The sequence below is a fragment of the Mesorhizobium montanum genome (assembly GCF_033977145.1).
Taxonomy (GTDB): Bacteria; Pseudomonadota; Alphaproteobacteria; order Rhizobiales; family Rhizobiaceae; genus Mesorhizobium; species Mesorhizobium montanum.
In genome coordinates this window covers 143,884-170,076 of the sequence record NZ_JAVIJF010000009.1, presented here as the reverse complement: position 1 = coordinate 170,076, position 26,193 = coordinate 143,884, and the positions used below count along the sequence as shown (strand labels likewise).

Sequence of the window (26,193 nt, the reverse complement as noted above, 5' to 3'; positions counted from 1 at the left end):
CCCGAACGGTGACCCTGCTCGAGCACCTGCGCCGCATGGCGCGCAATAATCTCTGGTCGAACGACCGGCTCTACCGCGCCGTGCTGGCGCTTCGGCCCGGTGAGTTCGGGGCAGGGCGCACCAGCTTCTTTCCCTCGATCAAGGAGACGCTCAATCACATCCTCGCGGTCGACCATCTCTATCTCGATTTCCTGACCGGCGGCGGCCGCGGCGCCTCGGCCTACGACGACTTCATGCCGTTCGGCGATGCGGCAAGCCTGGCGGAAGCGCAGGCCGATTTCGACCGCAAGCTTGTCGCCTTCTGCGACCGCTTGTCGGAGGCCGACCTCGACCGCCGCGTCATCACCGACCGGCGCGAGGACGGCCTGATCCCCGAACGGATCGGCGACATCCTCGCCCATGTCTTCCTGCACGACATCCATCACCGCGGTCAGGTGCATGCGATGCTCTCCGGCACTTCCGTTCCGCCGCCGCAGCTGGACGAATTCCTGCTCGACTACGACATCAAGCTCAGGAAGGACGAGGTCGAGCGACTGAGGTTGGAATGGTCAGACCAGCGCAACGTCATAGGCTGAAAATTGCCGATCCGCTGTAGCCACCGTCAGGCCTTCAATTTGAGCCTGTGCGATGAGCAGACGGTCGAAGGGATCACGGTGATGAAGCGGTAGATGCTCAAGCCTCGCTGCATGCAGTTCGTTCACGCTGAGGATCGGAATGCCGTTCGACTGTAAGATTTCGACGATGTTGCCTGTGAGCGTGACTTTGCCGAGCGATTTCTTAATGGCGATCTCTGCCACCGAGATGGCGCTGACGACCACATCCTCGCCCGCAAGAAAGATGTCGCGATGGTGGTTCGAAAGGCGCGAATCCGCGCTGAGTACCCAAAGTAGAATATGGGTATCGACCAGATATTTGCGGCTCATTTAATGTACTCGTCCCATTCGGGACCGAGTTCATCAAAATCATCCGATATCCAAATTTGGCCTTTCAGTGCCCCAAACAGGCCTTTGCTCCCACCGGGTCGGGCAGGGGCGCTCAAGGTCGCCACGATTTCCCCATGCCGGGTCAGATTGATCTCTTCGCCAGCTTGGGCACGCTTCACCAACTCGGAGAGCTGGGCCTTCGCCTTTGCCATCGGTACGTTCATTGTCAGACCTCTTATGACCATAATTTAGGTCATAATTGGTCGAGCCGCAAGCAGGCCCTGCGTTACGCCGCCCTGCCGTCCAGCTTGATCACGCCGCGCTTGATCTGATCCTGCTCGATCGATTCGAACAGGGCGCGGAAGTTGCCTTCGCCAAAGCCTTCGTCGCCCTTTCTCTGGATGAACTCGAAGAAGATCGGTCCGATCACGGTTTTTGAAAAGATCTGCAGCAGGATCTTGGTCGTGCCGCCGTCGACGACGCCTTCGCCATCGATCAGGATGCCGTGCTTCTTCATGCGCTCGATCGGCTCCTCATGGCCGTGCACGCGCTCGTGCGACATCTCGTAGTAGGTGTCGGGCGGGCCAGGCATGAACTTCAGCCCGTTGGCGGCGAGCTTGTCGGTGGCCTCGTAGATGGCGTCGGTGCCGACCGCGATGTGCTGGATGCCCTCGCCATTGTACTTCTTCAGATACTCGGCGATCTGGCTGGTCTCGTCCTTGGACTCGTTCAGCGGAATGCGGATCTTGCCACAGGGCGAGGTGATGGCGCGGCTGACAAGGCCGGTGATCTTGCCGTCGATGTCGAAGAAATGGATCTGCTTGAAGCCGAACAGGTCGCGATAGAAATCCCACCACTTGTCCATGTTGCCGCGATAGACATTGTGGGTGAGGTGGTCGAGGAAGTAGAAGCCGACGCCTTCCGGCTTGGGGTCGCGCTCGCCCAGCCACTCGAACTCGGCGTCATAGGCCGAGCCCTTCTCGCCATAGGCCTCGATGAAATAGAGCAGCGAGCCGCCGATGCCGACGATGGCCGGCACGTCCAGCGCCTTGTCGGTGCCTTCATAGGGCGTGGCGCCCTTTGATACGGCATGGTTGAAAGCGTGCCTGGCATCGACCACGCGCCACGCCATCGAGGCGGCGCAGGGGCCGTGCTTGTCGACGAACTTCATCGCATGCGAGCCGGGCTCGGCATTGACCACATAGTTGATGTCGCCCTGGCGCCAGACGGTGATGTCCTTGGTACGGTGCTTCGCCACCCCGACATAGCCCATGCGGGTGAAAAGCTCGGCGAGTTTTGTAGGCTCCGAATGCGCGAACTCGACGAACTCGAAACCGTCGGTGCCGGCGGGGTTTTGCTTGTTGATCCTGGCGGGCGGGGCGTCGTGCGGGAAGGGACCCATGGCAGTCCTCCAAAACTGTTGCCGGCCGTGCTTGGCCATCTTCCACCATGATAGCGCGGAGGCGCCGCACGGTGCTTGCATTCGCTCGCCTGAAATGCGCATCATGTGCGTAAGTTGTGCACAATTGGAGGAATATTCATGGATGATGCGCGCATAGATCAATTTGACCGCAAGATAATGGCGCTTCTGCAGGACGATGCGCGGTTCACCAACAACGACCTTTCGGAGCGCGTGAACCTCTCGCCTTCGCAATGCTCGCGCCGCCGCCTGCGGCTCGAGGAAGATGGCTATATCAGGGGCTATCGCGCCGTGCTCGACCGCGATCGTCTCGGCTTTTCGCTGGTCAACGTCATCTCGGTGACCCTGGCCACCCACAACCGCGACAATGCCCGCCGCTTCGGCGAACTGGTGGCGCGGTTGCCCGAGGTGCAGGAGGCCCACGCGCTGACCGGCGAGATGGATTACATCCTGAAGGTGGTGACGCCCGATCTCAAATCATTGTCGGAGTTCGTCAACGGCGTGCTCTTGCCGCACGAATCCGTGCAGCATGTGAAGACGGCGATCGTGCTGGAGACGCTCAAGGAAACCGGCGCGCTGCCGATTTGAGCCGCGCAGCGGCAAATCTTCAGCCACGCTGCTGCTGGATCAGCCCATAAAGATTGGTGCAGCGCGCTCCGGACCGGCAGTATGCAAACACCGGGCCCTCAAGCTCATCAAGCGCGGCGGCCTGGTCCTCGACATTGTCCATGGTGATCTGGCCGCTGATGACCGGAATGTAGCGGAAGGTAAGTCCCGCGGCTTCCGCCGCGGCCTGAACGCTCCCGGCCGAGGGCTGGCCCGGCTGCTCGTCGTCCGGCCGGTTGCAAATCACGCTCTTGAAGCCGGCATCCTTGATGGCGACGATATCCTGCGGCTGGATCTGGCCGGAGACCGAATAGTCGTCGCTGATCTGGCGGTATTCCATGGTGTCGTCCTCGCGATCTCTTTGGCGGCAGTCTTGCCACTCCGGGAGAGGGGCGGCAATCCGCATTGAAGGAATTCTCTGCCAAATAGACATCGCGCGCGGGAAATTCCAACCGTCGTTCTTCCTTCTCCCCGTTCACGGGGAGAAGGTGCCCGAAGGGCGGATGAGGGGCAGCGCCAGCATCGACAGTCTTCGCTGAACTGTCGCTCAACTCAGCTTCCCAGGATCGCGCCTTTTATCTGCGTGATGTTGTTGTGCATCATGTCGATATAGGTCGAGGCCGGACCGTCCGAACTCGACAACGCGTCCGAGTAGAGCGTGCCGCCGACCTTGATACCGGATTCGCTGGAAATCTGCTCGATCAGCCGCGGATTGGTGATGTTCTCGATGAAGATCGCGGTAGCCTTGTCCTGCCTGACCTGTTTCACCAGCTTTGCGACGTCCGCGGCCGAAGGCTCGGAGTCGGTCGAGATGCCCTGCGGCGCCAGGAAGGTCAGCCCGTATTCGTGCTCGAAATAGCCGAAGGCGTCATGCGAGGTGATGACGACGCGCTTCGCCTCCGGGATCGACTGGATAGCCGCCTTCACTTCGGTCTCCAGCGCATCGAGCTTTGTGGTGTAGGCGGCGGCGTTGGCCTTGTAGCTGTCGCAGCCCTCGCCGTCGGCCGTGCAGAACGCCTCGGCGATGTTCTTCACATAGATCTTGGCATTGGCGATCGACTGGAAGGCGTGCGGGTCGGTGACCGTCTTGCCGCCACCGGTATCGGCGCCTTCGGCGGCGTCGGCATCGGCGAATTCCGGCTTGAAGTCGATCGGCGTCACGCCCTTGGTCAGCGTCACGATCGAGGCCTTGGTGGCGCTGGCGTCGACCAGGCGCTGTAGGAAGCCTTCGAAATGCAGGCCGTTGACCAGCACCACGTCGGCTTTAGCCATCGCCACCGCGTCGGCCGGGCTCGGCTCATAGACATGCGCGTCGCCGTCCGGCCCGACGATGGTGGTGATGTTCACCCGGTCGCCGCCGACATTTTTCGCAAAGTCCGCAATGACGGTGAAGCTCGCCACCACTTTCAACGGCGCCGCGAAGGCGGTCGACGTTGCGAAAGCGCTTAATGTTATAACGCTCAGTGCCAGGGCGGCACGGAAGGATTTCAACATTGGGGAAAGTCTCCTTGCTGGGGGGATTGAGGTCAGGCGGTCCGGTGTCGGTGGTGTACGATGCGGGCGCGCAGCACGCCGCGCGTGCCGAACAGGATCGAGCAGAAATAGACGACGCCGGCCGAAAGGATGATCGCCGGGCCCGAGGGCAGCGAGGCGTGGTAGGACAAGAGCAGCCCGGCGATGCAGGAGGCAAAGCCGATCAGCACCGCCAGAACGCACATCGGTTCCACGCGCATCGTCCAGAAACGGGCGGCAGCGGCGGGCAGCATCATCAACCCGACCGAGAGCAGCGTGCCCAGCGCCTGGAAGCCGCCGACAAGGTTGAGCACGACCAGGCCGAGGAAGATGAAATGCACCGGGCTGCCCATGCGGCTCACCGAGCGCAGGAACAACGGATCGAGGCATTCGGCGACCAGCGCGCGCCAGAAGACGGCGAGGCAGGCGAGCGTCACCACGACGATGCCGCCGATCAGGATCAGCGCTTCATTGTTGAGCGCCAGAACGGTGCCGAACAGCACATGCATCAGGTCGACGCTTGAGCCGCGGATTGACACCATCAGTACGCCCACCGCAAGCGAGATCAGATAGAAAGCCGCCATCGAGGCGTCCTCGCGCTGGATGGTGAAGCGCGAGACCGCGCCAGCGCCGAGCGCCACGATGATGCCGGCGATCAGCCCGCCTATGGTCATCGGCAGGATCTCCAGCCCATAGAGCAGGAAGCCGGCGGCCGCACCCGGCAGGATGGCATGCGCCATCGCGTCGCCCGACAGGCTCATGCGCCGCAGCATCAGGAAGACGCCGACCGGGCAGGCGCCCAGCGACAGCATCAGCGAGCCGAACAGCGCCCGCTGCATGAAGGCGAAATCGGCGAAGGGCGCGATGAACAGGCTGTAGAGAAAATCCATCACGCGGCCCTCGGTCCGGAGCCGTGCTGATGGTCGTGATCATGGTGGTCGTGCCCGTGATCATGGCTATGGTCGTGATCGTCCGGCTCGCACCAGGGCGCATTGTCTTCCCATGCCTCGTGGAAGCGCCGCGCCTTGAGCAGGTTTTCCGGCCGCAGCGTCTCCTTGGTGTCGCCCCAGGCGACGGGCTGGCGCGCAAGCAACAGCGTCTCCGGGAAATTCTGCCGCACCAGATCGAGGTCGTGCACCACGACCATGATGGTGCGTTCCTCGCCATGCCAGCGCTTGATCAGCTGGATGAGATCGCCGACCGTTTTTGCGTCGACCGCGTTGAACGGCTCGTCGAGCAGGATCAGGTCGGCGTCCTGCAACAGCACACGGGCAAACAGCGTACGCTGCAGCTGCCCACCGGAGAGCGTGTCGATCGGCCGCTTCTCGAAGCCGCCGAGCCCGACCGCCATCAGCGCCTTGCCGACGGACTCGCGGTCTTCCTTGGTGTAGCGTCCAAGCATGCCGCGCTTCGGCCACAGACCGAGCGAGACCAGGTCGACGACGCGCGCGGGAAAGCTGCGGTCGAGCTCCGACTGCTGCGGCAGATAGGCGGTGTGCGCGCCGGGCATGCGGACCACCGCGCCTTCCATAGGCTTCAGCACCCCGACAATGCCCTTCATCAGCGTCGACTTGCCCGAGCCATTGGCGCCGACCACGGCGGTCAGCGAGCCTTTGCGGACGATGCCGTTGAGATGATGGATGGCCGGGTGGCTGTTGTAGCCCAGCGTCAGGTCGCGAAAGGTCAGGCAGGCATTGGTCATCAGACGGCGGTCCGCGAAATCGGGTGTGTCGTCGATATGTGATGTTATTACATTAGTCAACACGGCGACCCGGCGGAATTGTGTCACGACCGGTCAACTCGCTGTGTAGGCGCGCTGGTGGAGACCAGACAATTGGCTCAATTGGTTTCGCGTCCGCCGGCCTTGCCCGGAACCGGCCCGAACTCTAAAGAGCAGCGACTCCCATAAACGAAGGAAACCTCCCATGAGCATTCGTCGCATCGATGTCGGCCCGCGCATGAGCCAGATCGTCATCCACGGCAATACCGTCTATCTGGCCGGCCAGGTCGGCGAGCCCGGCGGCAACGTCGCCTCGCAGACCCGCGACATCCTGAAGGCCATCGACGAATTGCTGGCCAAGGCCGGCACCGACAAGACCAAGATCGTGCAGACGATCATCTGGCTGGCCGATATGGGCACCTTCGCCGAGATGAACTCGGAATGGGACAAATGGGTGCCGCAGGGCCATACGCCGGCCCGCGCCACCGGCGAAGCCAAGCTCGCCGGTCCGGAATATCTGGTCGAGATTATTGTCACGGCGGCGCTATAAGCGCCTGCCTTCTGCCTCCCCCCAGGGGGAGGTAGGGCCGAAGGCCCGGGTGGGGGCTGCGCCGCCGCCACCCCGCCGCGACCGTTCCCTCCTGTATGGAGATCGGCACCTTCCCCAGTCATTTGGACTATCGTCACGATTGCTGCACTATGATGGTGCATAAGCATCCATTGAACCATCGGGCAGGGGAGAAACGCCGGGTTGAAGCGGGCTGAAATCCAGAAGCCGGGGCAGCGCCTGTTCGGCCTGTCGATGCCGCTGAGGGCGGCCGTCATCCCGCCGCTGTCGGCGGCGCGCTGGCTTCTCGTGCTGATCGCCGCCGCCGGTGTTTATTTCTTCCACGGCTTCCTGTTCCCGGTTCTGGCGGCGCTCGTCATCGCCTTCGCCAGCTGGCCGCTCTACCGCAGGCTGCTCGTTGCCGTCGGCGGCAACCGTACCGTCGGCGCGACCTTGGCCATCCTCTTCATCCTGACCTTCCTGGTCGTGCCGATCGCGCTCGCCGGCACCTATGCCATCAACGAGCTGCGCGAGTGGGTGACCTGGGCGATCGAGACCAATCGGAATGGCGCGGTGACGCCGCACTGGATCGCCACCATGCCGGTGGTCGGCGAGTGGCTGAACGAGCAGTGGACCGGCTATCTCGGTCATCCCGGCGGCATCGGTGAATTGATCCAGCTGATCAGCGGCTCCAACATCGGCAACATCTACCGTGGCGCTTTGGCCGCCGGCGGCAGCGCCTTCGGCCTGTTGCTGACGCTTCTGTTCATGATGATCGCGCTGTTCTTCGCCTATCGCGACGGCGAGGCTTTTGCTGCCCAGGTCGATCGTCTCGGCGAACGCATCCTGCCGGCGCGCTGGGAGCGGATCTCGCGCGTCGTGCCGGCGACCATCTCGTCGACCGTGACCGGCATGACCGTCATCGCCATCGGCGAGGGCCTGGTGTTGGGCATCGCCTATTGGCTCGCCGGCGTGCCGTCGCCGGTGACGCTCGGCGCGCTCACCGGCATCATGGCGCTGATCCCCGGCGGTGCGCCGCTCTCCTTCACCCTGGTGTCGATCTACCTCGCTGCCAGCGGCAAGATGTTCGCCGGCGTTGCGCTGTTCATCTGGGGGGCGGTCGAGCTCTTCATCGTCGACAAGACGCTTCGGCCCAAGCTTGTCGGCGGCCCGATCAAGCTGCCCTTCCTGCCGACTTTTTTCGGCCTGATCGGCGGCGTCAAGACGATGGGTTTCCTCGGCCTGTTCATCGGCCCGGTGCTGATGGCGCTGCTCGTCGCCATCTGGCGCGAATGGCTGCGCGAGGTGGAATTGATGGACGACATGGCCGCCGGCTCTGCAGCAGAACTCGAAGTCGGCCCTCAGGTTGAGGTTCTCCCGAAACCAGGCGCAGCGAAGAAGGCCAGCGCCTGAAAAGCATCAGGCGTCTCGATCGTTTTTCTGCGTGCTGCCTTATACGGGGTGGTGCACCGCGAGATCGGTGCGGCGCTTGCGGCCTTCATGCAACTGCCACAGCGAATGCGCAATCAGCGTCACGATCAGGATCGTGCCGCCGATGAGGCTGTTGCGCGTCGGCGTCTCGGCAAAGATCAGCCACACCCAGGCCGGCGCCAGCACCGTCTCCAGCAGGTAGAACATCGCCACCTCCGGCCCGGAGATGTATTTCGGCCCGTTGGCGAGGCAGAAGAACGAAATCGGCATGATGACGGCGCCGTTGAAGATGATCCACCAAGGCGCGGTAACGTGCAGCCCTTCGCCGGTGACCATGAAGGCCGCGAGCGCCAACGGCAGGATGACGCCGACCAGCGCGGTAAAGCCCATGTCCTTGCCGCTGGCACGGGAAATGGTGATGGCCAAAGCCACGAACAGGGCCGAGCACAGCGCCATGAAATCTCCGAACAGATGCCCGGTGCCGACCGACCCTCCAACGATGATCAGAACGCCGACGATCATAACCAGCATGGCGATCACGGTTGCAGGCCGGGGTCTTTCCTTGAGGAAGAGCCACGACAGCAGCGCCGCGAATACGGTGTTGAAAGCCAGGATGAAGACAAGGTCGGCTGTCGAGGTGTGATAGACCGCCGTGACGAAGGTTATCCCGGTCATGCCGTAGCAAAATGCCACGGCAAGTCCTGACCAGCCCGGGATGAGCTGGGGTGCGTTCCTGTCCAACGACCGCCAGATGGCCCACATCACCAACCCCGCCAGCAAGGTGGTGCCGGTGCGCAACATCATGATTGTCCAGGGTGTGCCGTCGGCGAGCCGGATCAGCGGTATATCGACAGTCAGTGTCAAGCCGCCAATGGCGGTGATCAGAAGACCTTTTTGGTGATCGGTATGGGTGGACACCTGGCAGTCTCGCAAAGCAATCTTGAGAAGGCGCACAGCGGCCATGCCGCGGTCCTTCCAGCCTTGGGGCCGAAAGACCAGCGTCCTCCTTCTTGAAACAGTTTAAGGGTGAAACTCGAGGCGGTTCAGCGACTGACCGCTTCGTGGTCGTAGCGTTCCCAGCCTTTCGGGCCGAGATGCTCCTGCGGCATGAAGCGCATCTTATAGCTCATCTTGCGCGAGCCGTTGACCCAGTAGCCGAGATAGACGTGGGGCAGGCCCATCGCCTTGGCGCGGGCGATGTGGTCGAGGATCATGAAAGTGCCGAGCGAACGGTCCTCGAAGTCGGGATTGAAGTAGGAATAGACCATCGACAGGCCGTCGGCCATCTTGTCGGTCAGCGCCACCGCGATCAGCTCGCCCTGGCCTCTGCCGGTGATGAAAGTGTCCGGGCCGCGACGCCGGTATTCGATGATCTTGGTGTCGACATGCGTGTCTTCCACCATCATCGCATAGTCGAGCACGGTCATGTCGGACATGCCGCCACGGCGATGGCGGGCATCGAGATAGCCGCGGAACAGCGAGTATTGCTCGGTCGAGGGCTGCGCGTCATGCATGGCGCCGACGAGATCGGCGTTGTGCTGGATGACGCGGCGCATGTTGCGGCTGGGCTCGAATTCCTGCGCCAGGATGCGGACCGACACGCAGGCGCGGCAAGACTCGCAGGCCGGGCGGTAAGCGATGTTTTGCGAGCGCCGGAAGCCGCCTTGCGTCAAAAGGTCGTTCATCTCCGGCGCCTTGTCGCCGACAAGGTGCGTGAACACCTTGCGCTCGAACTGCCCCTCCAGATAGGGGCACGGTGACGGCGCGGTCAGGAAGAACTGCGGCGACTGGGTCGGATGCTGCGTCATCTAATCTTGGAAACGCTCCTGTGAATCACCCTACCTTTGGCCCGGTCGGCGAAAAATTCAACAGGATTATGCTGCCGCGACGGCCCCGGCCTGTTCATATTTAAGCACAGGCGGCGCAGCGGTTCGATGAACGCGGCCGTGGACATCGTCAGATGTCGGTGCGGGTGACCACGGTGCCGAGCAGCAGGTCGTGCAGCGTGCGCTTTCGGTCGGAGAACAGCGTGACCAGCAGCACCAGCGGCGTCAGGATGACATTGCCGGCCCAGAACAGCACCGAGTGCACCACCGCCGTCATGCCGTCGATGCGGCTGCCGTCGAGCTTCTCCAGGCGGATGCCCATGATCTTCATGCCGGTCGTCGCCTGGTCGCGGCTGCCCAGCGTGTTCCAGATGTAGAGGATGGCAACCATCGGCACGAGCACGGAAAACAGCACCCAGCCAAGGCCGAAGGTCAAAAGACCGAGGATGGCGACCAGGATGGCGAAAGGAATGGTCAGCAGCGCGACGAAGAAATAGTCGAGGAGGAAGGCAAAGATGCGCCTTGTCCGCACCCCGCGATAAGCGCGGGTGTCCTCGAACCGGGTCGTGATGATCTCGCCATCCAATACGCGTGCGTTCATGTCCGTTCCTCGATCGCGGCATCCGTGTGAGAATGCCTGCCGCCTCTCTGTCAGATGGTGAGGGCGGCCTGGAAATCAAGGAACGTGCCCGCCGGCGGACCGGCGCGCGATATCAGAAGATGCCCGGGCAGAGCCTGTAGCGAACCCGCCCGAGATAGTCGCGATATTCCCCTGTCAGCGCCAGGATGCGTTCCTCGCGCAGGATGCGGTGGACCTGGAACAGGGTGATGATCGCGTAGACGGTGAAATTGTAGATCGAGAAGCTCGACAGCAGGAACATGATGTGCCCCGCCAGATAGCCGGCATAGATCGGGTGCCGCACGAACCGGTAGGCCCCGCCGGTGACGACACCGCGATTGGCGGGCAGGATGGCGAAAGAGCGCCCGAGGGACATCTTGCCCCAGATCACCAGCCACAGCGCCAGGAACTGCAGCGGCGCCGCGATATAGAGCGGGATGATCGCGATGCCGTCCTGCAGCGAGACAAAGCCCGAGCCGAAGCCGGCCGTCAGTGAGATGAATACGGTGAAAGGGCGCCAGTCGCGGACGATTGGCCGGCGTGCCAGCAGCAGCCAGGTAAAAGTCAGCACGTCGGATATCATCAGCAACAGGATGTTCAGCCGGCCTGGGTCGATGACCAGATGGCGCGCGCCGCGATAGACGAAGACCGCGGCAACGGCCAGCGCTATGAAACGGAACAGGCCCTCGCGAAGATCGGTGACGGTCTCGCTGCTTCGCAGTCCGGACCAAAAACCCGTTTCCGCGCCAGTCAGCGCATCACCTTTGGAAATGGCCAATTCTGCTACCCCGCTGGTCCCCTCAATCGGGACCATTGCACGCGAGCCTTGCCGTCCGGTTAAGGTTTGGGGTGCTTTTGGTTGTATCTGGCGGATTCACGTTGCGCAGGAATGGTGTGTTGGCAGTTGAACATGACATTCTTCCCGGTCTAGCTTGCTGCGGCGCACAAAGGGGGCGGGGACATGGACTACGATATGCTGGTCATCGGCAGCGGGCCTTCGGGGCGCCGCGCCGCGGTACAGTCGGCCAAGCTCGGCAAATCGGTGCTGGTGGTCGACAGGGGCCGGCGCCTCGGCGGCGTCTCGGTGCATACCGGCACCATCCCGTCGAAGACGCTGCGCGAGACGGTGCTCAACCTCTCGGGCTGGCGCGAACGCGGCTTCTACGGGCGCGGTTACCGGGTCAAGCAGGACATTTCGATCAGCGATCTGGTCGACCGGCTGCACAAGACGCTCGACCATGAGGTCGAGGTGCTGCAGCACCAGTTCATGCGTAACACGGTGAGGAGCGCCCGCGCCGCGGTAAAATTCCTCACGCCGAACAAGGTCAGCCTGACCGCCGACAATGGCGATTACAGCGAGATCGGGTTCGCCAACGCGCTGATCGCCGTCGGCACCCGACCGCACCGGCCGGCCGACGTGCCCTTCGACAAGAAGCGCGTCTTCGACAGCGACGAGATGCTGGAACTCCACCATCTGCCGCGCACGCTGACGGTGATCGGCGCCGGCGTCATCGGCGTCGAATACGCCACCATCTTTTCGGCGCTGGATGTGCCGGTGACATTGGTCGAGCCGCGCAACACCATCCTCGACTTCATCGACCGCGAGATCGTCGACGACTTCATCCACCAGATGCGCGACCGCGGCATGACCATCCGGCTCGGCAGCACCGTAAAGGAGATCGCCTCGAAGCCGGACCATGCCGAGGTGACGCTGGCGGATGGCCGCACCATCCGCTCGGAGATGGTGCTCTACGCCGCTGGCCGCACCGGCAATGTCGCCAGCCTCGGCCTCGGCCTGGTCGGCATCGAGGCGGATCCCAGGGGCCGCATCAAGGTCGATCCGCAGACCTTCCAGACCAGCGTGCCGAACATCTACGCCTCCGGCGACGTCATCGGCTTTCCGAGCCTTGCCTCGACCTCGATGGAGCAGGGCCGCGTGGCGGCATGCCACGCCTTCGGCGTCAACCTGCCGCCGCCGCCGGAGAGCTTTCCGTACGGCATCTACGCCGTGCCGGAGATTTCGACGGTGGGGCAGTCGGAGGAACAGGTGCGCGAGAGCGGCGCTCCCTATGAGGTCGGCCTGGCGCGTTTCCGCGAGACCTCGCGCGGCCACATCATGGGCGTCAGCAGCGGCTTCCTGAAGCTATTGTTCTCGGTCGAGACGCGCCGCCTGCTCGGCGCCCATATCGTCGGCGAGGGCGCCACCGAGCTCATCCATATCGGCCAGGCGGTGATCAATCTCGGCGGCACCGTCGATTTTTTCGTCAACAACACCTTCAACTATCCGACGCTGGCCGAGGCCTACAAGATTGCGGGGCTCGATGCCTGGAACCGGATGGGGCAGGGCTGAAAGCCGCTGCGTTGTTCTACACCTCCAACTGCGAAAGCAGCGAAAGCATCACGTCGGCCGACGGCATCGGCAGCACGGCCTCGATTTCCGCCGGCCGCACGCCGGCGATAGCGTCGGCGTCGCCTGCCACGGTGCCGAGCGGGCCGCGAAAACCATGCTTCGACCAGGCAAGCTCCTGCAGCTTGGGGCTGGTTAGCGCTTCGAGCAACTGGTCGACCGCCGGATCGATGACGATCAGCGGATGCGCCGAATAGACGGTCGGGCGCGGATAGAGGATTTCCGGCTTGGCGCCGGTTCCGGCCTGCACCCTTTGCCAGCGCGCCGGATCGGCCAGCGCCCATTCCACCAGCTGGTTTTCGTAGCCGACCGCCATCGGCTCGGCGCCGAGCCCGCCGGCAATATACTGGTCGAACAGTTTGCCCGACGAGGACGATTTCAGCCCCATGCCACGAAAGATCGCCTTGGCCTGCTCACCGTGTTGGGCCAGCAGTTCCTGCGTCGCCACATCACCGCTCATCAGGCTGAGCACAAGGCCGGCGAACATGAAGCCGGAGTTGGAGCGGTTGGGGTCGGTGGAGACGATGCGGGCGCGGCCGTAGAGCTCGTCAATGCCGAGATCCGACCAGGTCTTCCCCGCCAGTATGGCGTCGAGCAGCGCCTTGAGGTCGAGCTGGTTGTAGCCGCCCTTGGCGGCGACGGTGACCAGCCCGCTCTTCTTCAGCCCTTCGACCACCGGCCCCCAGGTGTAGACCACGATCGGCGAATTGAGCACCACCTGGTCATTGCGGATGGAAACGCCGCTTTTGCGCGCCAGGTCGACCATGATCGACGAGGACGGCCACAGGAACTGCGGCTTTTGCGTCAGGAGCGCCGGCTCGCGCACCATCTCGACCGAGCCGGCGACGCGCGCATCGAGCTCGAGCCCGTAGCCGCCGAGCGCGCCGACGACATCGGGGTCGGCCAGGAAGGCCTGTTTCTCGCCGCCGATGAAGCCGAACAGATGCGCCCGGTTGCCGAGATAGCCGCGAAACTCCGGCCGGTCCTTGAGCGTCAGATAGCCGCCCGTTCCGGCCGCGGCGGCGGCAAGCAGTCCCAGTCCGAAAGCGCGGCGAGAAAGAGCCATCAGCGACCGATATCCTCTTTCAGCGACTCCTGAATGAGTCGAAGGTCAACGTCGAGCGTGCCAAGCTCGGAGTCCGCCTGGCTGTCGGCATAGTGGACGAAGGCGTCCTGCAGCTTGGTGATCACCGCGCCGACATTGGCAAGCCGCTCTTGGCTTGGCGCGCGGCGGTCGGCCAGCATCGCATAGCCTTCCGCGACTTCCGCCGCCTGCGGCACGTAATAGGTCAGGAAGCGCCGGACGGAAGCCGCACTTGCCGGCTTCGCCTCGACCTTGGAGATCACGTCGGTGGCGATGTCGGACAGGTTCTTCACCTTGGCCTTCATATCCTTGTCGGCGATCGAGCCGGACGCGGCCGCCAGCCGGTCGGCCGCCGGCTGCGCCTGCGCCAGCAATTCGCGTGCGAACGCCACCTGGCCGCCGCCGATGGAGCGCAGGTCGAGCCCTTCGAAAAGCTGGCGTGGCGCCAGCACGAAGATCAGCCCGGCGAACACCAGCACCGAGATCGCCGCCGAGACCAGGAAGGGGAAGTGGGTCAGCGTGCCGAGACCAATCAGCAGCGCGGCCGATACCAGCCCCGCCACGATCCAGTTCCAGTCATTGCCGAACAAGCCGCGCATCTTTGGCCTTAGTTATAGCCGCGCGCGGCGCGGAAGGCACCGGCAAGGTCGCCACCGCCATCGAAGACGCGCGCCGAGGTCGCTTTGGCCAGGCTGTCGAGCTGGCTCTTGTCGGCATCGCCGAAGGTGATGCCGAAGACCGGCACCCGCATCGGCGCCTGGCGCCATTGCGCCAGGAACGGCTCGGCGCTGCCGTCGGTACGGCCGTCCGTCATGATGACGATGGCCGGCAGGTATTTCGAAAGGTCGGGCGTGGCCAGTATCTTCTGCAGCGCCTGCGACGCGCAGGCATACATGTCCGTGCCGCCGCCGGCGCGTTGCTGGGCGACGTCGCCGAGCAGCCGGTTCTGGCCCGCCGGATCGCCCGTCGCGTCGAAAATGTCGCGCACCGTGCTGTCGAAAGGTAGCACGAAGATGTGGTCGGACGGCGTCCACTGCACCAGCACCTCGCTCGCTTTTTCCGGCGTGAACAGGAACTGCGCGGCCTGCTGCAACTGCGTCTCGCCCTCGTTCTCCATCGAACCGGAGAAGTCGAAGCAGAGCGCCGTCAGCGACGGTTTGCGCAGCGCCTCCTGATAGAGGTTGAGCGCGGTGCGGATCACCGCGGGCTCCGGCATGCGGATCGACGTCACCAGCTTGCCGGGATCGAAATTCCAGTCGGGTTCGGCCGTCGCCTGGATCGCTGCGCCGCCGAGCGGCAACCGCCGGCCGGTGTTGGCGATGCGCTTGCGCACCGCATCCGATTGCAGATAGGCGAGGAGGTCGGTGAAGAATTTTTCGACATCGGCGCCGCGCCCGTGATCGATGAAGCCGAGCGGGGAATCGCCGACCGCCACGCCATCGGCCGGATAGACCGCAAAGAGCGGCTCGTCGCCCATCTGCTTCAGCTTGTCGTTGGTCTCCTTCAGCGTCGCCTCGTAATTCCACATCGCGTCATAGAGCGTGCCCTTGCGCGCCGAATCGACATAGAGATCGGCGAGCCACCCGGAAGAGCCGGAAGAGCGCTCGACGCCCTGCAGCAGCGCGCCGACCGCGTCGTGGACAGTTGGATTGTCGAGGTCGCCGGGCTGGATCACTTCCTTGCCGCCGAGCGCGCTGGAGAGCATCGCCAGATAGGCGCTGGCGCCGGAATTGGACTGTGTGGCGGACGTCATCAGGAATTTGAGCTTGCCGTCCTTCACCGCGGCAAGGATGTCCTTCATGTAAACGTCCTTGCCGATCCAGCCGAGTTCGGCGGCCTTGGATTTGCGCACGCCGAGGATGACCGGCATCTGCGCGATCGAGGTGAGGTTGCGCACCTTGCGGCCGGAATCGAACAGGTCGACCCAGACGCTCGACGCCGGCCACACCGCGTCCTGATCGAGCCCGCCGGCCTTCTGGAGACCGAGGCCGATGTCGAGCGAGCCCTGGTAGGAGATGGTGCAGGTCGCGCCCTGCTTGGCGCAGAATTCCTGTACGATCGGCTCCAGCACCGTGTTCTCGGAACCGGAAACGATCGAGAATTTGACATTGCTCGAATTGCAGGCCGCCAGCAGCAACGCAGCCGCCAGCGCGAAAACGGACGAAAGCTTCATTCGCATCGAGGCCCCGTCAGCCCTGGGTGAGCGCTTTCTTGAGGTCGGCGGTCATCTGGTCCATCTGCTTCTCCGCGTCGGCCCGCTTCTGCCGGCCTTGCTCCTGGACCTTGAGCACGCCCTGCACGGTGTCGATCAGGTCACGGTTGGCCTGTGCCAGTGTCTCGACATCGACGATGCCGCGCTGCGCCTGCTCCTCGATCGAGATGGCCTGGTCCTTCATCATCTTCGATGTCTGGCGGATCATCTCGTTGGTGGCGTCGGTCACCGTCTTTTGCAGCTCCAGCGCCGATTTCTGGTTGGTCAGGCCAAGCAGGATGACCATCTTCTGCTTCCAGGCCGGCACGGTCAGCGCCGAAGTCGCCTGCAGGTTCTCGATCAGCGTTTCGTCGCCGCCCTGCACGATGCGGATCTGCGGCAATTGCTGGATGCCGAGCTGGCGCGCCTGCACCAGATAGAAGATGCGCTTCTCCAGCCGGTCGAGCGCCTGCACCGCGTCCTGATAGGTCTGCGCCTCCAATGTACCGGCAGAATCGCTCGCCTTGGCGTCGGCCGCCGCCTTCAGCTTCGGCAGTTCTTTGGCGCGGTAGTCGTCGACAAATTTCTTGCCGGCCTGCACATAGGCGTCGAGGTTAAGGATGGAGTCCTTCGTCTGCTCGTGCAGATCGTCGAGCACGGCGATGTCGCGGCGCAGAGTATCCTTGTGGCGGTCGAGCTCGAGGCCGATGCGGTCGATCTGCCCGGCGACATCCTCGTATTTTTCCTTGAAGCGTTCGAGCCTGGCCTTGAACGAGGAGAACAGGTTGCTCAAAAATCCTTCGTCCTTCAGCGAGGCGGGATCGAGGTTCTTGGCCTTCATGATGATGTCGGTGAGCAACGTGCCGGTATCGCCGAGATCGCGGTTGCGGATCTGCGACAGGATCTTGTCGGCATAGTCGCTGACCGATTGCTGGGCGCGGTCGCCGAAGACCGAAATCGCCGCGCGGTCGCCAATATCGATGCCGCCTTCAATCCTGGCGACGTCACCCGGACTGGCGGCAATGACAGGCAATTTCGAAGTGTCGTCGAGCAGAGTGATGCTGTTTTCACCGGCCATTGAGACCTCCCCTCAGTGAACAGTATCTCGATAGACAGTGTGTGACAGACATATGACAATGGAGCGGCATGCCGCTTTGGACTGTGAAGTGCGTTACTCTTTCAACCCGTGCCTGGACGAGCTCCCGTCCGGTGAGGACGCCTTGCGGTCGGCCTTGGTCTTAATCGGGCGCTATACGGTAGGCTGTCTCCTCGAGGAGCAAGCGCCTGCCCGTTCCCGGGCTGGTGGTTACGAGGCGCTTTTCGAGAACGTCTCGACCCGTTGATTACCGGCACCGAGGCCCGTTTGGCGGGCCTGGTCAGGCGACCGCAATATGCGCTGCCAGCCATTGCCGCACGATCGCGGCGTCCGCATCGCCGACTTCATGGCCCGCGGCAACGATGCGCGCGTCGATCTCGGCGCCATGCTGGCTGAACAGCGTCACCAGAGCCGGCGCGAACGGGCCGTAGGTCTGGTCGGCGGCGCCGGCGACGATCAGCACTCGGCTGCCGCCGAGATCGGCCCTCGGCGAGGTGTCGAGCACCGGCATCGCCCGCAAAAGCGCCGCCTGCCTGACCGTGCCGGGATGGAGCAGCATCAGGCTGGACACGACATTGGCGCCGTTCGAATAGCCGAGGAAGGTCGCACGCTTAAGGTCGAGCCCATGTTGCCGTGCGGCTTCCGTCGCGAATTGGGCGTAGGCGGCCGTCTCGGCATGGATGCTGGCCTGTTCGAAACGGGTCGGCGTGATTCGCTCGAACCAGCGAAATCCGTCCTCCTGCGGGATGCGGCCGCGTGCCGCGACGATCACCGCGCGCGGTGCGATCCGCATTGCCAGCGGCAGCATTGTCGTCTCGTCGACACCCGAGCCGTGCAGCACGAACAGGCACTCGCCGCTTGCATCTGCCGGCTTCAGCAGGCGGTAGGCAAAGTCGAGATCGCGGCGAAGAATGTTGTTTTCGCCGTCATATTCGGACATGCTCATATCCATTTGATTCCATGAAAGATTCATTGGTTTGCCGGCTTCAAAACGCAATATTTTTCTGCTCCGCGAAAGTTGATTGAACCAGGCGCATTTCAGTCCGTTTCTGCGCCGATACACTCCCCGTGGGAGGAATCGAAGCGGTGCGCCCCGGGGGTCGCATTGCTGGGTATGAACAACCAGCTTTAAGGCCTTTTGTCGATGACCACCCCTGTTTCCAACGATCGCGATAAGCGTATCGGTGAGCGCGATACGCGCGTCTCCGATCGCGACACGCGTATCAAAGATCGCGATACGCGTATCGATGTGCTGCGCGCGCTCGCGCTGCTCACCATTTTCGTCGACCATGTGCCGGGCACGGTCTTCGAGAACTGGACCTACAAGAACTTTGGCTTTTCCGACGCGGCCGAAGCCTTTGTGCTGATTTCCGGCATCTCGGTGGCGCTGGCCTACGGCACGAAATTCAAGCCGGGCGGCCGGTTGCTGGCGACCTTGAAGATGTGGCGGCGCGCCGGCGTGCTCTACATTTCCCATCTCGTCATCACGATGGTGGTGATCGCGCTGTTTTGCGCCGCTGCGGTGTTCGCGCATCGGCCGGAGATGTTGACGATGATCAACATCGAACCCTTGATGCGCAACACGCCGCAAGTGCTGCTTGGCATCGTCGCGCTCGGCCACCAGCTCGGCTACAACAACATCCTGCCGGTCTATGCGGCGCTGCTTCTGGCGGCACCAGCTTTTGTGCTGTTCGTCAGCTATCGGCCGGTGCCGGCGCTGATCGTGTCCGGTCTGCTCTGGCTCGTTGCCGGCATCTGGCAGATCGCGCCGCCGAACTATCCTGAGCCTGGCCTCTGGTTCCTCAATCCGCTGTCCTGGCAGTTCCTGTTCAACATCGGCCTTGCCGCCATGCTGCATGTCAGGCGGGGCGGGCGGATCCCGCGCAATCCGGGGCTGCTTGGCGCCGCCGGCGTCTATGTGGCCGGCGCGGCGATCTGGGTGCACAGCCCGCTCTGGGGCCAGATCACCTGGTTCAACCTGCCGGTGGTGATCGGCGGCTTCGACAAGACCTTCCTGTCGCTGCCGCGGCTGCTGCACATTCTCGCCATCAGCTACCTGATCGTCGCACTGCCGGCGGTTTCGAACCTCTTCCGCGTCCGGCCCGACAATCCGCTGGCGATCCTGGGCAAGCGCTCGCTGCCGGTGTTCATCGCCGGCACGCTGCTTGCCATGGCGGCGCAGGTGCTCAAGCTGATCAACCCGGGCGGCGCGGCCTACGATACCCTGCTGATCTCGGCCGGTATCGCCATGCAGTTCGCGCTAGCGCTCTATCTCGAATGGCTCGCGGGCCTCGGCCCGTCGCGTGCCAAGCCGGTGCGCGAGGAGCCTGCGCGTGCGCCGTTCGGAGCGCAACCGGTGCCGGCGAGGGTGGGCGGCTACTGAGTTTCGCTCAGCCTTTGCAGGCCGGACCGGTCGACGCTCTGACGATGAGCTCGACGCCCATCGTCTCGCGCCGCACCGCGCCGTCATGGTCGAGGATCATGCGCGCGGCGCGGCGGCCGATCTCGGTGATCGGCTGGGCGATGGTGGTAAGCGGCGGCGTGCACAGCGCGCCGTCCGCCACGCCGTCGAAGCCGACGATCGAGACATCGCCGGGAACGTCGAGCCCCCGCTCTTTCAGCCAATCGATGGCGACGAGTGCCATGCGGTCCGACATTGCCAGGATGGCGGTCGGCGGTTCGCCCTTGGCGAAAATAGCCTCGAGGCCGGCCTTGGTGCTTTTTTCCTCGTTCTCGGTCTCATAGACCGGGATGTTCGCCGTATCGACGCCGAACCGGGAAAGCTCTTCGAAATAGCCGGCAAGGCGGTCGCGCGTTCCCGTGTAGACCGCGCTGCGCACCACTTCGGGCGTAGCAAAGCCAGTGCGGTCGTCGGCAAAGCCCAGCGAGAGCACGGCAAAGCGGCGATGGCCGAGTTCGGCGAGATGGCGGGCGGCAAGCCGCGCGCCTGCCACGTTGTCGATGCCGATCGCCGATACGGTCTCATCCTGGAAACCGAGTTCCAGCGCCACGAAGGGCAGCCTGCGCTCGCGCGTCAGGTCGACGAGGCGCGAACCGCCTTCGATGCAAAACAGGATGAAACCGTCGACAAGCGCGCTCTGGATGTTCCAGGCAAGCTTTTCCTGATTGGCGGCCGAGACCAGCGCGATGCCCGCGCCGACGGCGTCGCAGGCTTCGGAAATGCCGGCCATCATCACGCGGGCAAACGGGTCGTCGAAGAAGTAGGAGAGGGGTTCGGTGGTGGCAACGCCGATAGCGTTGACCTTGCCGGCGCGCAGCAGCCGGCCTTTCGGGTCCGGGCCGGCATAGCCCATCTGCTCCGCAACCGCCTTGACCCGCTCGCGCACCTCGGCGCGCACGATCTCGGGGCGGCTGAAAACATTCGAGGCCGTGCCATGCGAGACGCCTGCGGCCTTGGCGATGTCGGCCAGCCGGATGGGTCTTGCCTGGCCTTCGAGGAGTGATGCCATCTCGTTCCTCCGAATCCGGTCACGGGACGAACATGACCTCTGATTTGCTGCCGGTCATCTAACATTTTTGTTGGATCGATTCAAATATTCGCTTGACTTGAGGCGCGCGATGTCTATGATTTGAATCGATCCAAGCGCTCAAGGTGGAGCGGGTTTCAGTAGGAGGGTGCCATGCATCCGGTGAGTTATTTGTTCGAGGACATCTATCGCAACGACTGGGGCATTGCCTCGGTCACCGTCAGCGAGAAGCGCCGCGGGACATTGAGTCCATGGAAGCGTGCGCCGCGTTTGCTTGTGGAGCGCAAGCGCGGCTGAGCCACAGCCATTTTTCGCGTCGGCGTATTGGATCGATTCAATTCAAGGAGAAGCAGTCATGCATCCGATTGGTCATCTGTTTCAGGACATCTATCGCAACTATTGGGGCATCACGCCCGGTACCGAACAGCCTGAACGGCGCCGCGCTGGCGAGCTGCCCGCTCGTAGGCGCAGGCGGCAGGCTGGCCGAAAATAGTCGCCAAAAAAGTCTAGGGGCGAGGACGCCACAGCGCCGAGACGGCGATCGCCACCCAGCCGGCGATCAGCAGGGTGCCGCCGATCGGCGCCGACATCGGGAACAGCCGCGAGCCTAGGAAGTCGCGCGCAAGCAGATCGCCGCAAAACAGCAGCAGGCCGACAAGCAGGACCAGGCTGGCGATCCGGAGGCAGCGATTGGCGCTGGCAAGACCGATGGCAAGGAACACCGGCGCATGCATCAGGAGGAAGTTGGCCGCGGTGCCGGTGAAGGCGCCGCCGCGATGCGCAGCCGTCGCCGACAGCGCCACGCCCGCCGCACCGACAAGCCCGGCGACCAGGACCAGGATACGGCTGCCGCCGTTCGACGGTTGCGCGGCAAAGCTCATTTTGGATGCTCCCTGTTGGCTGGCCGGCGTGGCCGATCAGGACTCGCCGGCTTCCAGCAGCATATGCCGTGCCCGGCGCGACTGGACAATCCAGTTGTAGACCGCGCCCATCGCCATCAGCACCGATGTGCCCAGAAATACCGAGCGCATGCCGAAATGCCCGCCGACGAAGCCGCCCGACAGAGGCCCGGCGACCTGGCCGACATATTGCGCCGAGATCGCCAGCCCAAGCACATTGCCGCCGATACCATCGGGGATGTTATGGCGGATGACGCTGGTGATGCAGGGCAACAGGCCGCCCAGCGCCAGGCCCATCAGGAAGCGCAGGCCGATCAGCTGCCAGCCATTGGTGACGAAAGCCTGCGGGATAAGCAGCAGCGCCGAGACGGCAAGCGCGCCGACCACGACGTTCCAGTGCCCGACGCGGTCGGCGAGCTTGCCGAGCCAGGATGACGACAGGATGGTGCCGAGCGCCGCCGCCGACATGACGACGCCGGCGACGATCGTGACCTTGCTCTGGTCTTCGATGAGCTGCTGCACATAGACGGTGATGATCGGCTCGATCGACATGGTGGCGAAGGCGAGCAGCATGCCGGTGGTCAGCATGGCGACGATCGGCCGCTTGTCGGGTATCTGCGACCAGCCGCTTTTCGGCTTCGAGCCAGGCTTGGGCGGCGGCGGGGTTTCCTTGATCAGGAAAGTCGTGGCCAGGAACGCCAGGAAGATGACGGCGCCCGAAAGCAGGAAGGTCGCGCGGATGCCGATCAGCGGCGGCAGCAGGCCGCCGAGCAGCGGTCCGACCAGCGAGCCCGCGGTGATGCCCGCTGCCAGCACGCCCAGCGCCCAGCCCGAACGCTCCTTCGGCGTCTGCATCACCACCAGGATCGTGGAACCCGACGAATAACCGCCGGCAAAGCCGATCAGCAGCCGAAGCAGCACCAATTGCCAGACGCTCTGAACCATGCCGGTCAGCGACATGCAGATCGCCATGCCGAACGAAGCGCGCACCAGCATCAGCTTGCGGCCGTAGCGGTCGCCCAGCCGCCCCCACAAGGGCGCGACCAGCGCTGCCGCGAAGAAGGTCGCGCCATAGGCGATGCCCGACCACTGCACGATCGCCGCGTGATCAACGGCGCCGAGTTGTTCGACATAGAGCGGCAGAAACGGCAACAGCAGCGTCATGGCGATCAGCATGCTGAACGAGCCGGCGAAGCAGACGGCAAGGTTGCGCCGCCAATGGATGTTGAAGCCGCTCTGTTCGGATGCGTCCGGCGTCATGTCACGCGTGCCAATGCTGGGATTGTTGCGGATACCAATTTGGGATACCAAGATGGTATTCTCATGGACCTGGCACTTGCCGCTTGTCAATGCGGCTTTGGAAAGCAGGACGACAATGTCGCAGATGCAAAATGTCGAAAGGCAGCTTCGCGAGATGATCCTCGGCCTGGAGATCGGCCCGGGCGAGCGGCTGACCGAGCGCTGGATCGAAGGCCGTTTCGGCGCGTCTCGCACCCCGGTGCGGGCGGCGCTGCTACGGCTGGAGACGGAAGGGCTGGTCGGCCGCGACGGCCGCGGCTGGACGGTGGCGCCGATCAACCTCGCGGAACTCGGGCAGATCGCCGTCTACCGCGAGGCGGTCGAGGTCGCGGCTGTCCGCCTGACGGCGGCGCTCGAAGACCGCAGCGGGATCGACGTGATCGCGGCGATGCTTGATTCCTGCGATGCCGAGACACCGCGCGAGGAATGGCACCGTGTCGGAATGGATTTCCACATCGAACTGGCAAGGCTTGCCGGCAACGAGTTTCTGCTGAGGGCCGTTCGCGACGCGATGACCAGGCTGTCGCGGGCGCGCTGGCTGGAAGTGCGGGATGAAAAGGCGCTTGGCCGCGCCTGGGCCGAACATCATGCCATCCTCGCCGCCGTCAGGGCCGGCCATGCGGACGAGGCGGCGCGGCTGCTTTCCGGTCACATCGCCGGCAGCCGCGAGCGGCTGGTCACCTCGCTGCATGACGACCGCCGGGGTTTGCGCGCACGCGGATTTGCCGTGGTCGCGGCCTGAGGCGGAACACGTCGCGGCAAGGCCGGCAGCATTAGCAGGCTTGCAACATTGCCGCGAGAATGCTGTAGGAGACGAGGGGATGAAGGCTGACTATCATTGACCATCTTGCTGAACTCGCGGACGCATGGCCACAATTTCACGAACCGCCGCAAAGCTGTTCTACTACGCACGCAATTTCGCGCGTGACCGCGCACCGCAGTCCCTGTTCCGCGACCGCTTGGCCAACCGGCTCGAGCAGGCCAGGCTGTCGGGCAAGACGGTTCGCGAGCGGCTGAACTACTACAACAAGCTGGAACACCCGTTCGTGCCCGGTCCGAACGCCATGGCCGTCGGCAAGCTGCCGACCTCGTCCAGCATGTATTATTACGACCTCAAGGAATTCGCCCGCTATTTCGATCCCGGTCTGCTGATCGATTTCGAATACGGCGACGTCGTCGGCGTTCCCGAGGTCCCGAGGATCGTCAAGGACCGGCCCATCGGCGACGACAATGCGAATGGCGTGTTGATGAAGCTGAACAAGTTTCGTCACTTCTACATGCCGCCCGACAGCCTGCCTTTCGCTTCCAAGCGCCCGATGGTGGTCTGGCGCGGTCATTTCAACAATCCGATACGCACCCGCTTCATGGAAAAGGCCGCCAACCTGCCGATTTGCGACGCCGGTTCCCACAGGGCCGATGCGCCGGACGGATTCCGCAAGCCCTTCCTGAACATCGAGCAGCAGCGCCGTTATCGCTACATCGTCTCGCTCGAAGGCAATGATGTCGCGACAAACCTGAAATGGATCATGAGCTCCAATTCGCTCTGCCTGATGCCGGAACCGACCTATGAAACCTGGTTTGCCGAAGCCCAGGTCGAGCCCAATGTCCACTACGTGCCGCTGGAGCAGGATTTCTCCGATCTGGTCGAGAAAGTGGCTTATTACGACAAACATCCCGCCGAGGCGGGACGGATAACCGCGGCTGCCAATGCCTATTGCCGCAGATTCGGCAATGAGCGGGACGAGCAGGCGATCTCGCTGCTCGTCCTCTACAAATATTTCGTGCTGAGCGGGCAGATTCAGCCCGATCCCGAAGTCTGGCGCTTTATCGCCGGCTGAACGGTTCCGCCGCTCCAAGTCTTTGCTCTTGCGCAAATTCCGGACGGAAGGCTACGGCGAAGGCGCCGAGCCTAACCGCTACGCACTTTTCCTGGCATTGCTCTAAGCGTGAGAGCGGTCGAGCACCTGATCGGCCGGCCCGAAACGGTCCCTGGCGGTGAACTGCTGGTGCCAGTAGGGATAAAGCACCGGCGGCCGGCTGACGACATCGAGGCGCTGCCGCTCTTCTTCGGTCAGCGAAAGGCTGGCCGCGGCGAGGTTGTCCTTGAGCTGCGCCTCGTTGCGGGCGCCGATCACCAGCGAGCTTACGGCTGGACGACCGAGCAGCCAGGCAAGCGCCACCTGCGCACCCGAGATCCCGCGCGCCTTGCCGATGTCGACCAGCACGTCGACGATCCGCCACAAGCGGTCCTCGTCGCGGATAGGCGGTTCCTTCCAGCCGCCAAGCTGGCGAGCGGTCGGGCTGTCGCGATGATATTTGCCGGAGAGCAGGCCGCCGGCCAGCGGGCTCCAGACCAGCACGCCGAGACCCTGGTCGACCGAGATCGGCAGCAATTCGTATTCGGCCTCGCGCGCTTCCAGCGTGTAGTGGATCTGCTGGGTGACGAAACGCGCCTGATGCCGGCTGTCGCTGACCGCCAGCGCCTTCATCACTTGCCAGCCGGAGTAGTTGGAGCAGCCGATATAGCGGATCTTGCCCTGGTTGACCAAGGTGTCGAGCGCCGCGATCGTCTCGTCGACCGGAGTGAGGCCATCCCACTGGTGGACGAAATAGATGTCGATGACGTCGGTCCTGAGCCGCTTCAGACTCTTTTCGCATTCACGGATCAGATGGTGGCGCGACAAGCCTTCGTCATTGGGGCCGCTGCCGATGCGCATGCGCGCCTTCGAGGCGATCAGCACATCGTTCTTGCGCCTGCCGCCGAGCGCCTCGCCGATGATCTCTTCCGACAGGCCGTTGGAATAGACATTGGCTGTGTCGATGAGGTTGATGCCGGCATCGATGCAGGTGTCGATGATGCGCTTGGCTTCCGCCAGATCGGAGTTGCCGACGGCGGCGAACGGGCCCGAGCCGCCGAAGGTCATGGTGCCAAGCGTCAATGTCGAGACTTTCAAGCCGGATCGGCCCAGCGTGCGGTATTCCATGTCGGTCCTCGCAATTTTGTTTGAAGAAGCGCCGTGGCGGGCGCCGGGAAGAAGGCGTGGGGATTTGTAGGACAAATCGGGCGGTTTGTCGCCCGCTATCGATACGAGCCGATCACATATCGGCTACATCGATGCCTGCTG

29 protein-coding genes are annotated in these 26,193 nt (G+C 63.5%); 9 read left to right on the top strand and 20 right to left on the bottom strand.

Annotated elements, in window-relative coordinates; all coding sequences use genetic code 11:
• Positions 1-8: 8 nt before the first annotated feature.
• Positions 9-575, top strand: coding sequence for a DinB family protein (locus tag RFM68_RS14625; RefSeq protein WP_320233685.1), 567 nt, complete (start codon positions 9-11; stop codon positions 573-575).
• Here the strand turns inward: RFM68_RS14625 and RFM68_RS14620 are convergent.
• From RFM68_RS14620 to hppD, 3 genes are all read right to left on the bottom strand, one after another.
• Positions 549-923, bottom strand: coding sequence for a type II toxin-antitoxin system VapC family toxin (locus tag RFM68_RS14620; RefSeq protein ID WP_320233684.1), 375 nt, complete (start codon positions 921-923; stop codon positions 549-551). The genes RFM68_RS14625 and RFM68_RS14620 overlap by 27 nt on opposite strands.
• Entirely contained in the window at positions 920-1,147 is a 228-nt protein-coding gene (locus RFM68_RS14615; RefSeq protein ID WP_320233683.1) for a type II toxin-antitoxin system Phd/YefM family antitoxin, read from the bottom strand. The genes RFM68_RS14620 and RFM68_RS14615 overlap by 4 nt, the downstream gene beginning before the upstream one ends.
• A gap of 62 nt (positions 1,148-1,209) precedes the next feature.
• A complete protein-coding gene (hppD, locus tag RFM68_RS14610; protein ID WP_320233682.1) occupies positions 1,210-2,325 on the bottom strand; it encodes a 4-hydroxyphenylpyruvate dioxygenase in 1,116 nt (371 codons plus the stop codon).
• Positions 2,326-2,463: 138 nt separating this feature from the next.
• Here hppD and RFM68_RS14605 point away from each other — a divergent pair, with 138 nt between their 5' ends.
• On the top strand, positions 2,464-2,931 hold the full coding sequence (locus RFM68_RS14605; RefSeq protein ID WP_320233680.1) for an Lrp/AsnC family transcriptional regulator: 468 nt from the start codon (positions 2,464-2,466) through the stop codon (positions 2,929-2,931).
• Positions 2,932-2,950: 19 nt separating this feature from the next.
• Here the strand turns inward: RFM68_RS14605 and RFM68_RS14600 are convergent, their stop codons facing one another.
• The 4 genes from RFM68_RS14600 to aztA form a co-directional block, all read right to left on the bottom strand.
• Positions 2,951-3,289, bottom strand: a complete 339-nt coding sequence (locus RFM68_RS14600) for a protein tyrosine phosphatase family protein (RefSeq protein ID WP_320233679.1) — start codon at positions 3,287-3,289, stop codon at positions 2,951-2,953.
• A 212-nt stretch (positions 3,290-3,501) separates the two neighbouring features.
• Positions 3,502-4,443: a zinc ABC transporter substrate-binding protein AztC gene (aztC, locus tag RFM68_RS14595; RefSeq protein ID WP_320233678.1), complete on the bottom strand. Its 942-nt coding sequence runs from the start codon at positions 4,441-4,443 to the stop codon at positions 3,502-3,504.
• 32 nt (positions 4,444-4,475) lie between these two features.
• On the bottom strand, positions 4,476-5,351 hold the full coding sequence (aztB, locus tag RFM68_RS14590; RefSeq protein ID WP_320233749.1) for a zinc ABC transporter permease AztB: 876 nt from the start codon (positions 5,349-5,351) through the stop codon (positions 4,476-4,478).
• Complete coding sequence (gene aztA / locus RFM68_RS14585; RefSeq protein ID WP_320233677.1) at positions 5,351-6,163, bottom strand: zinc ABC transporter ATP-binding protein AztA; 813 nt, start codon at positions 6,161-6,163, stop codon at positions 5,351-5,353. Before aztA ends, aztB begins: the two co-directional genes overlap by 1 nt.
• A gap of 223 nt (positions 6,164-6,386) precedes the next feature.
• Between aztA and RFM68_RS14580 the strand changes: the two genes are divergently transcribed.
• Entirely contained in the window at positions 6,387-6,731 is a 345-nt protein-coding gene (locus RFM68_RS14580; RefSeq protein WP_027168035.1) for a RidA family protein, read from the top strand.
• 201 nt (positions 6,732-6,932) lie between these two features.
• Complete coding sequence (locus RFM68_RS14575) at positions 6,933-8,141, top strand: AI-2E family transporter (RefSeq protein WP_320233676.1); 1,209 nt, start codon at positions 6,933-6,935, stop codon at positions 8,139-8,141.
• 39 nt (positions 8,142-8,180) lie between these two features.
• Here the strand turns inward: RFM68_RS14575 and RFM68_RS14570 are convergent, their stop codons facing one another.
• From RFM68_RS14570 to RFM68_RS14555, 4 genes are all read right to left on the bottom strand, one after another.
• The gene (locus tag RFM68_RS14570; protein WP_430694862.1) at positions 8,181-9,077 is read right to left on the bottom strand and encodes a DMT family transporter; all 897 of its coding nucleotides are present in this window, start codon (positions 9,075-9,077) and stop codon (positions 8,181-8,183) included.
• Between the two features lie 125 nt (positions 9,078-9,202).
• Positions 9,203-9,967 (bottom strand): arginyltransferase, encoded by a 765-nt coding sequence (locus RFM68_RS14565; RefSeq protein WP_320233674.1) that lies wholly within the window; start codon positions 9,965-9,967, stop codon positions 9,203-9,205.
• 148 nt (positions 9,968-10,115) lie between these two features.
• Positions 10,116-10,586 (bottom strand): RDD family protein, encoded by a 471-nt coding sequence (locus tag RFM68_RS14560; protein ID WP_320233673.1) that lies wholly within the window; start codon positions 10,584-10,586, stop codon positions 10,116-10,118.
• A 112-nt stretch (positions 10,587-10,698) separates the two neighbouring features.
• Complete coding sequence (locus RFM68_RS14555; RefSeq protein WP_320233672.1) at positions 10,699-11,382, bottom strand: methyltransferase family protein; 684 nt, start codon at positions 11,380-11,382, stop codon at positions 10,699-10,701.
• Positions 11,383-11,565: 183 nt separating this feature from the next.
• On the opposite strand from RFM68_RS14555, the gene sthA reads away from it, so the two are divergent.
• Positions 11,566-12,954 (top strand): Si-specific NAD(P)(+) transhydrogenase, encoded by a 1,389-nt coding sequence (gene sthA, locus RFM68_RS14550; protein ID WP_320233671.1) that lies wholly within the window; start codon positions 11,566-11,568, stop codon positions 12,952-12,954.
• Positions 12,955-12,970: 16 nt separating this feature from the next.
• Here sthA and RFM68_RS14545 read toward each other — a convergent pair whose 3' ends face one another.
• From RFM68_RS14545 to RFM68_RS14525, 5 genes are all read right to left on the bottom strand, one after another.
• Complete coding sequence (locus RFM68_RS14545; protein WP_320233670.1) at positions 12,971-14,077, bottom strand: type 2 periplasmic-binding domain-containing protein; 1,107 nt, start codon at positions 14,075-14,077, stop codon at positions 12,971-12,973.
• Positions 14,077-14,694: a 5-bromo-4-chloroindolyl phosphate hydrolysis family protein gene (locus RFM68_RS14540; protein WP_320233669.1), complete on the bottom strand. Its 618-nt coding sequence runs from the start codon at positions 14,692-14,694 to the stop codon at positions 14,077-14,079. Before RFM68_RS14540 ends, RFM68_RS14545 begins: the two co-directional genes overlap by 1 nt.
• An 8-nt stretch (positions 14,695-14,702) precedes the next feature.
• Positions 14,703-16,274: a substrate-binding domain-containing protein gene (locus RFM68_RS14535; protein ID WP_320233668.1), complete on the bottom strand. Its 1,572-nt coding sequence runs from the start codon at positions 16,272-16,274 to the stop codon at positions 14,703-14,705.
• 10 nt (positions 16,275-16,284) lie between these two features.
• Complete coding sequence (locus tag RFM68_RS14530) at positions 16,285-17,364, bottom strand: toxic anion resistance protein (protein ID WP_320233667.1); 1,080 nt, start codon at positions 17,362-17,364, stop codon at positions 16,285-16,287.
• 298 nt (positions 17,365-17,662) lie between these two features.
• Complete coding sequence (locus tag RFM68_RS14525) at positions 17,663-18,322, bottom strand: alpha/beta hydrolase (RefSeq protein ID WP_320233666.1); 660 nt, start codon at positions 18,320-18,322, stop codon at positions 17,663-17,665.
• 204 nt (positions 18,323-18,526) lie between these two features.
• Between RFM68_RS14525 and RFM68_RS14520 the strand changes: the two genes are divergently transcribed.
• The gene (locus tag RFM68_RS14520; protein WP_320233665.1) at positions 18,527-19,765 is read left to right on the top strand and encodes an OpgC family protein; all 1,239 of its coding nucleotides are present in this window, start codon (positions 18,527-18,529) and stop codon (positions 19,763-19,765) included.
• A 7-nt stretch (positions 19,766-19,772) separates the two neighbouring features.
• Here the strand turns inward: RFM68_RS14520 and RFM68_RS14515 are convergent, their stop codons facing one another.
• Positions 19,773-20,852: a LacI family DNA-binding transcriptional regulator gene (locus tag RFM68_RS14515; protein ID WP_320233664.1), complete on the bottom strand. Its 1,080-nt coding sequence runs from the start codon at positions 20,850-20,852 to the stop codon at positions 19,773-19,775.
• Positions 20,853-21,023: 171 nt separating this feature from the next.
• On the opposite strand from RFM68_RS14515, the gene RFM68_RS14510 reads away from it, so the two are divergent.
• Positions 21,024-21,167: a hypothetical protein gene (locus RFM68_RS14510; protein WP_320233663.1), complete on the top strand. Its 144-nt coding sequence runs from the start codon at positions 21,024-21,026 to the stop codon at positions 21,165-21,167.
• Between the two features lie 209 nt (positions 21,168-21,376).
• Here the strand turns inward: RFM68_RS14510 and RFM68_RS14505 are convergent, their stop codons facing one another.
• A complete protein-coding gene (locus RFM68_RS14505; protein WP_320233662.1) occupies positions 21,377-21,751 on the bottom strand; it encodes a DUF423 domain-containing protein in 375 nt (124 codons plus the stop codon).
• A gap of 36 nt (positions 21,752-21,787) precedes the next feature.
• Complete coding sequence (locus tag RFM68_RS14500) at positions 21,788-23,029, bottom strand: MFS transporter (RefSeq protein ID WP_320233661.1); 1,242 nt, start codon at positions 23,027-23,029, stop codon at positions 21,788-21,790.
• A 115-nt stretch (positions 23,030-23,144) separates the two neighbouring features.
• Between RFM68_RS14500 and RFM68_RS14495 the strand changes: the two genes are divergently transcribed.
• Both RFM68_RS14495 and RFM68_RS14490 read left to right on the top strand, forming a co-directional pair.
• Entirely contained in the window at positions 23,145-23,810 is a 666-nt protein-coding gene (locus tag RFM68_RS14495; RefSeq protein ID WP_320233660.1) for a GntR family transcriptional regulator, read from the top strand.
• 124 nt (positions 23,811-23,934) lie between these two features.
• Positions 23,935-24,906, top strand: coding sequence for a glycosyl transferase family 90 (locus tag RFM68_RS14490; protein ID WP_320233659.1), 972 nt, complete (start codon positions 23,935-23,937; stop codon positions 24,904-24,906).
• Between the two features lie 102 nt (positions 24,907-25,008).
• Here RFM68_RS14490 and RFM68_RS14485 read toward each other — a convergent pair whose 3' ends face one another.
• Positions 25,009-26,052, bottom strand: coding sequence for an aldo/keto reductase (locus tag RFM68_RS14485; RefSeq protein WP_320233658.1), 1,044 nt, complete (start codon positions 26,050-26,052; stop codon positions 25,009-25,011).
• Between the last annotated feature and the right edge of the window lie 141 nt (positions 26,053-26,193).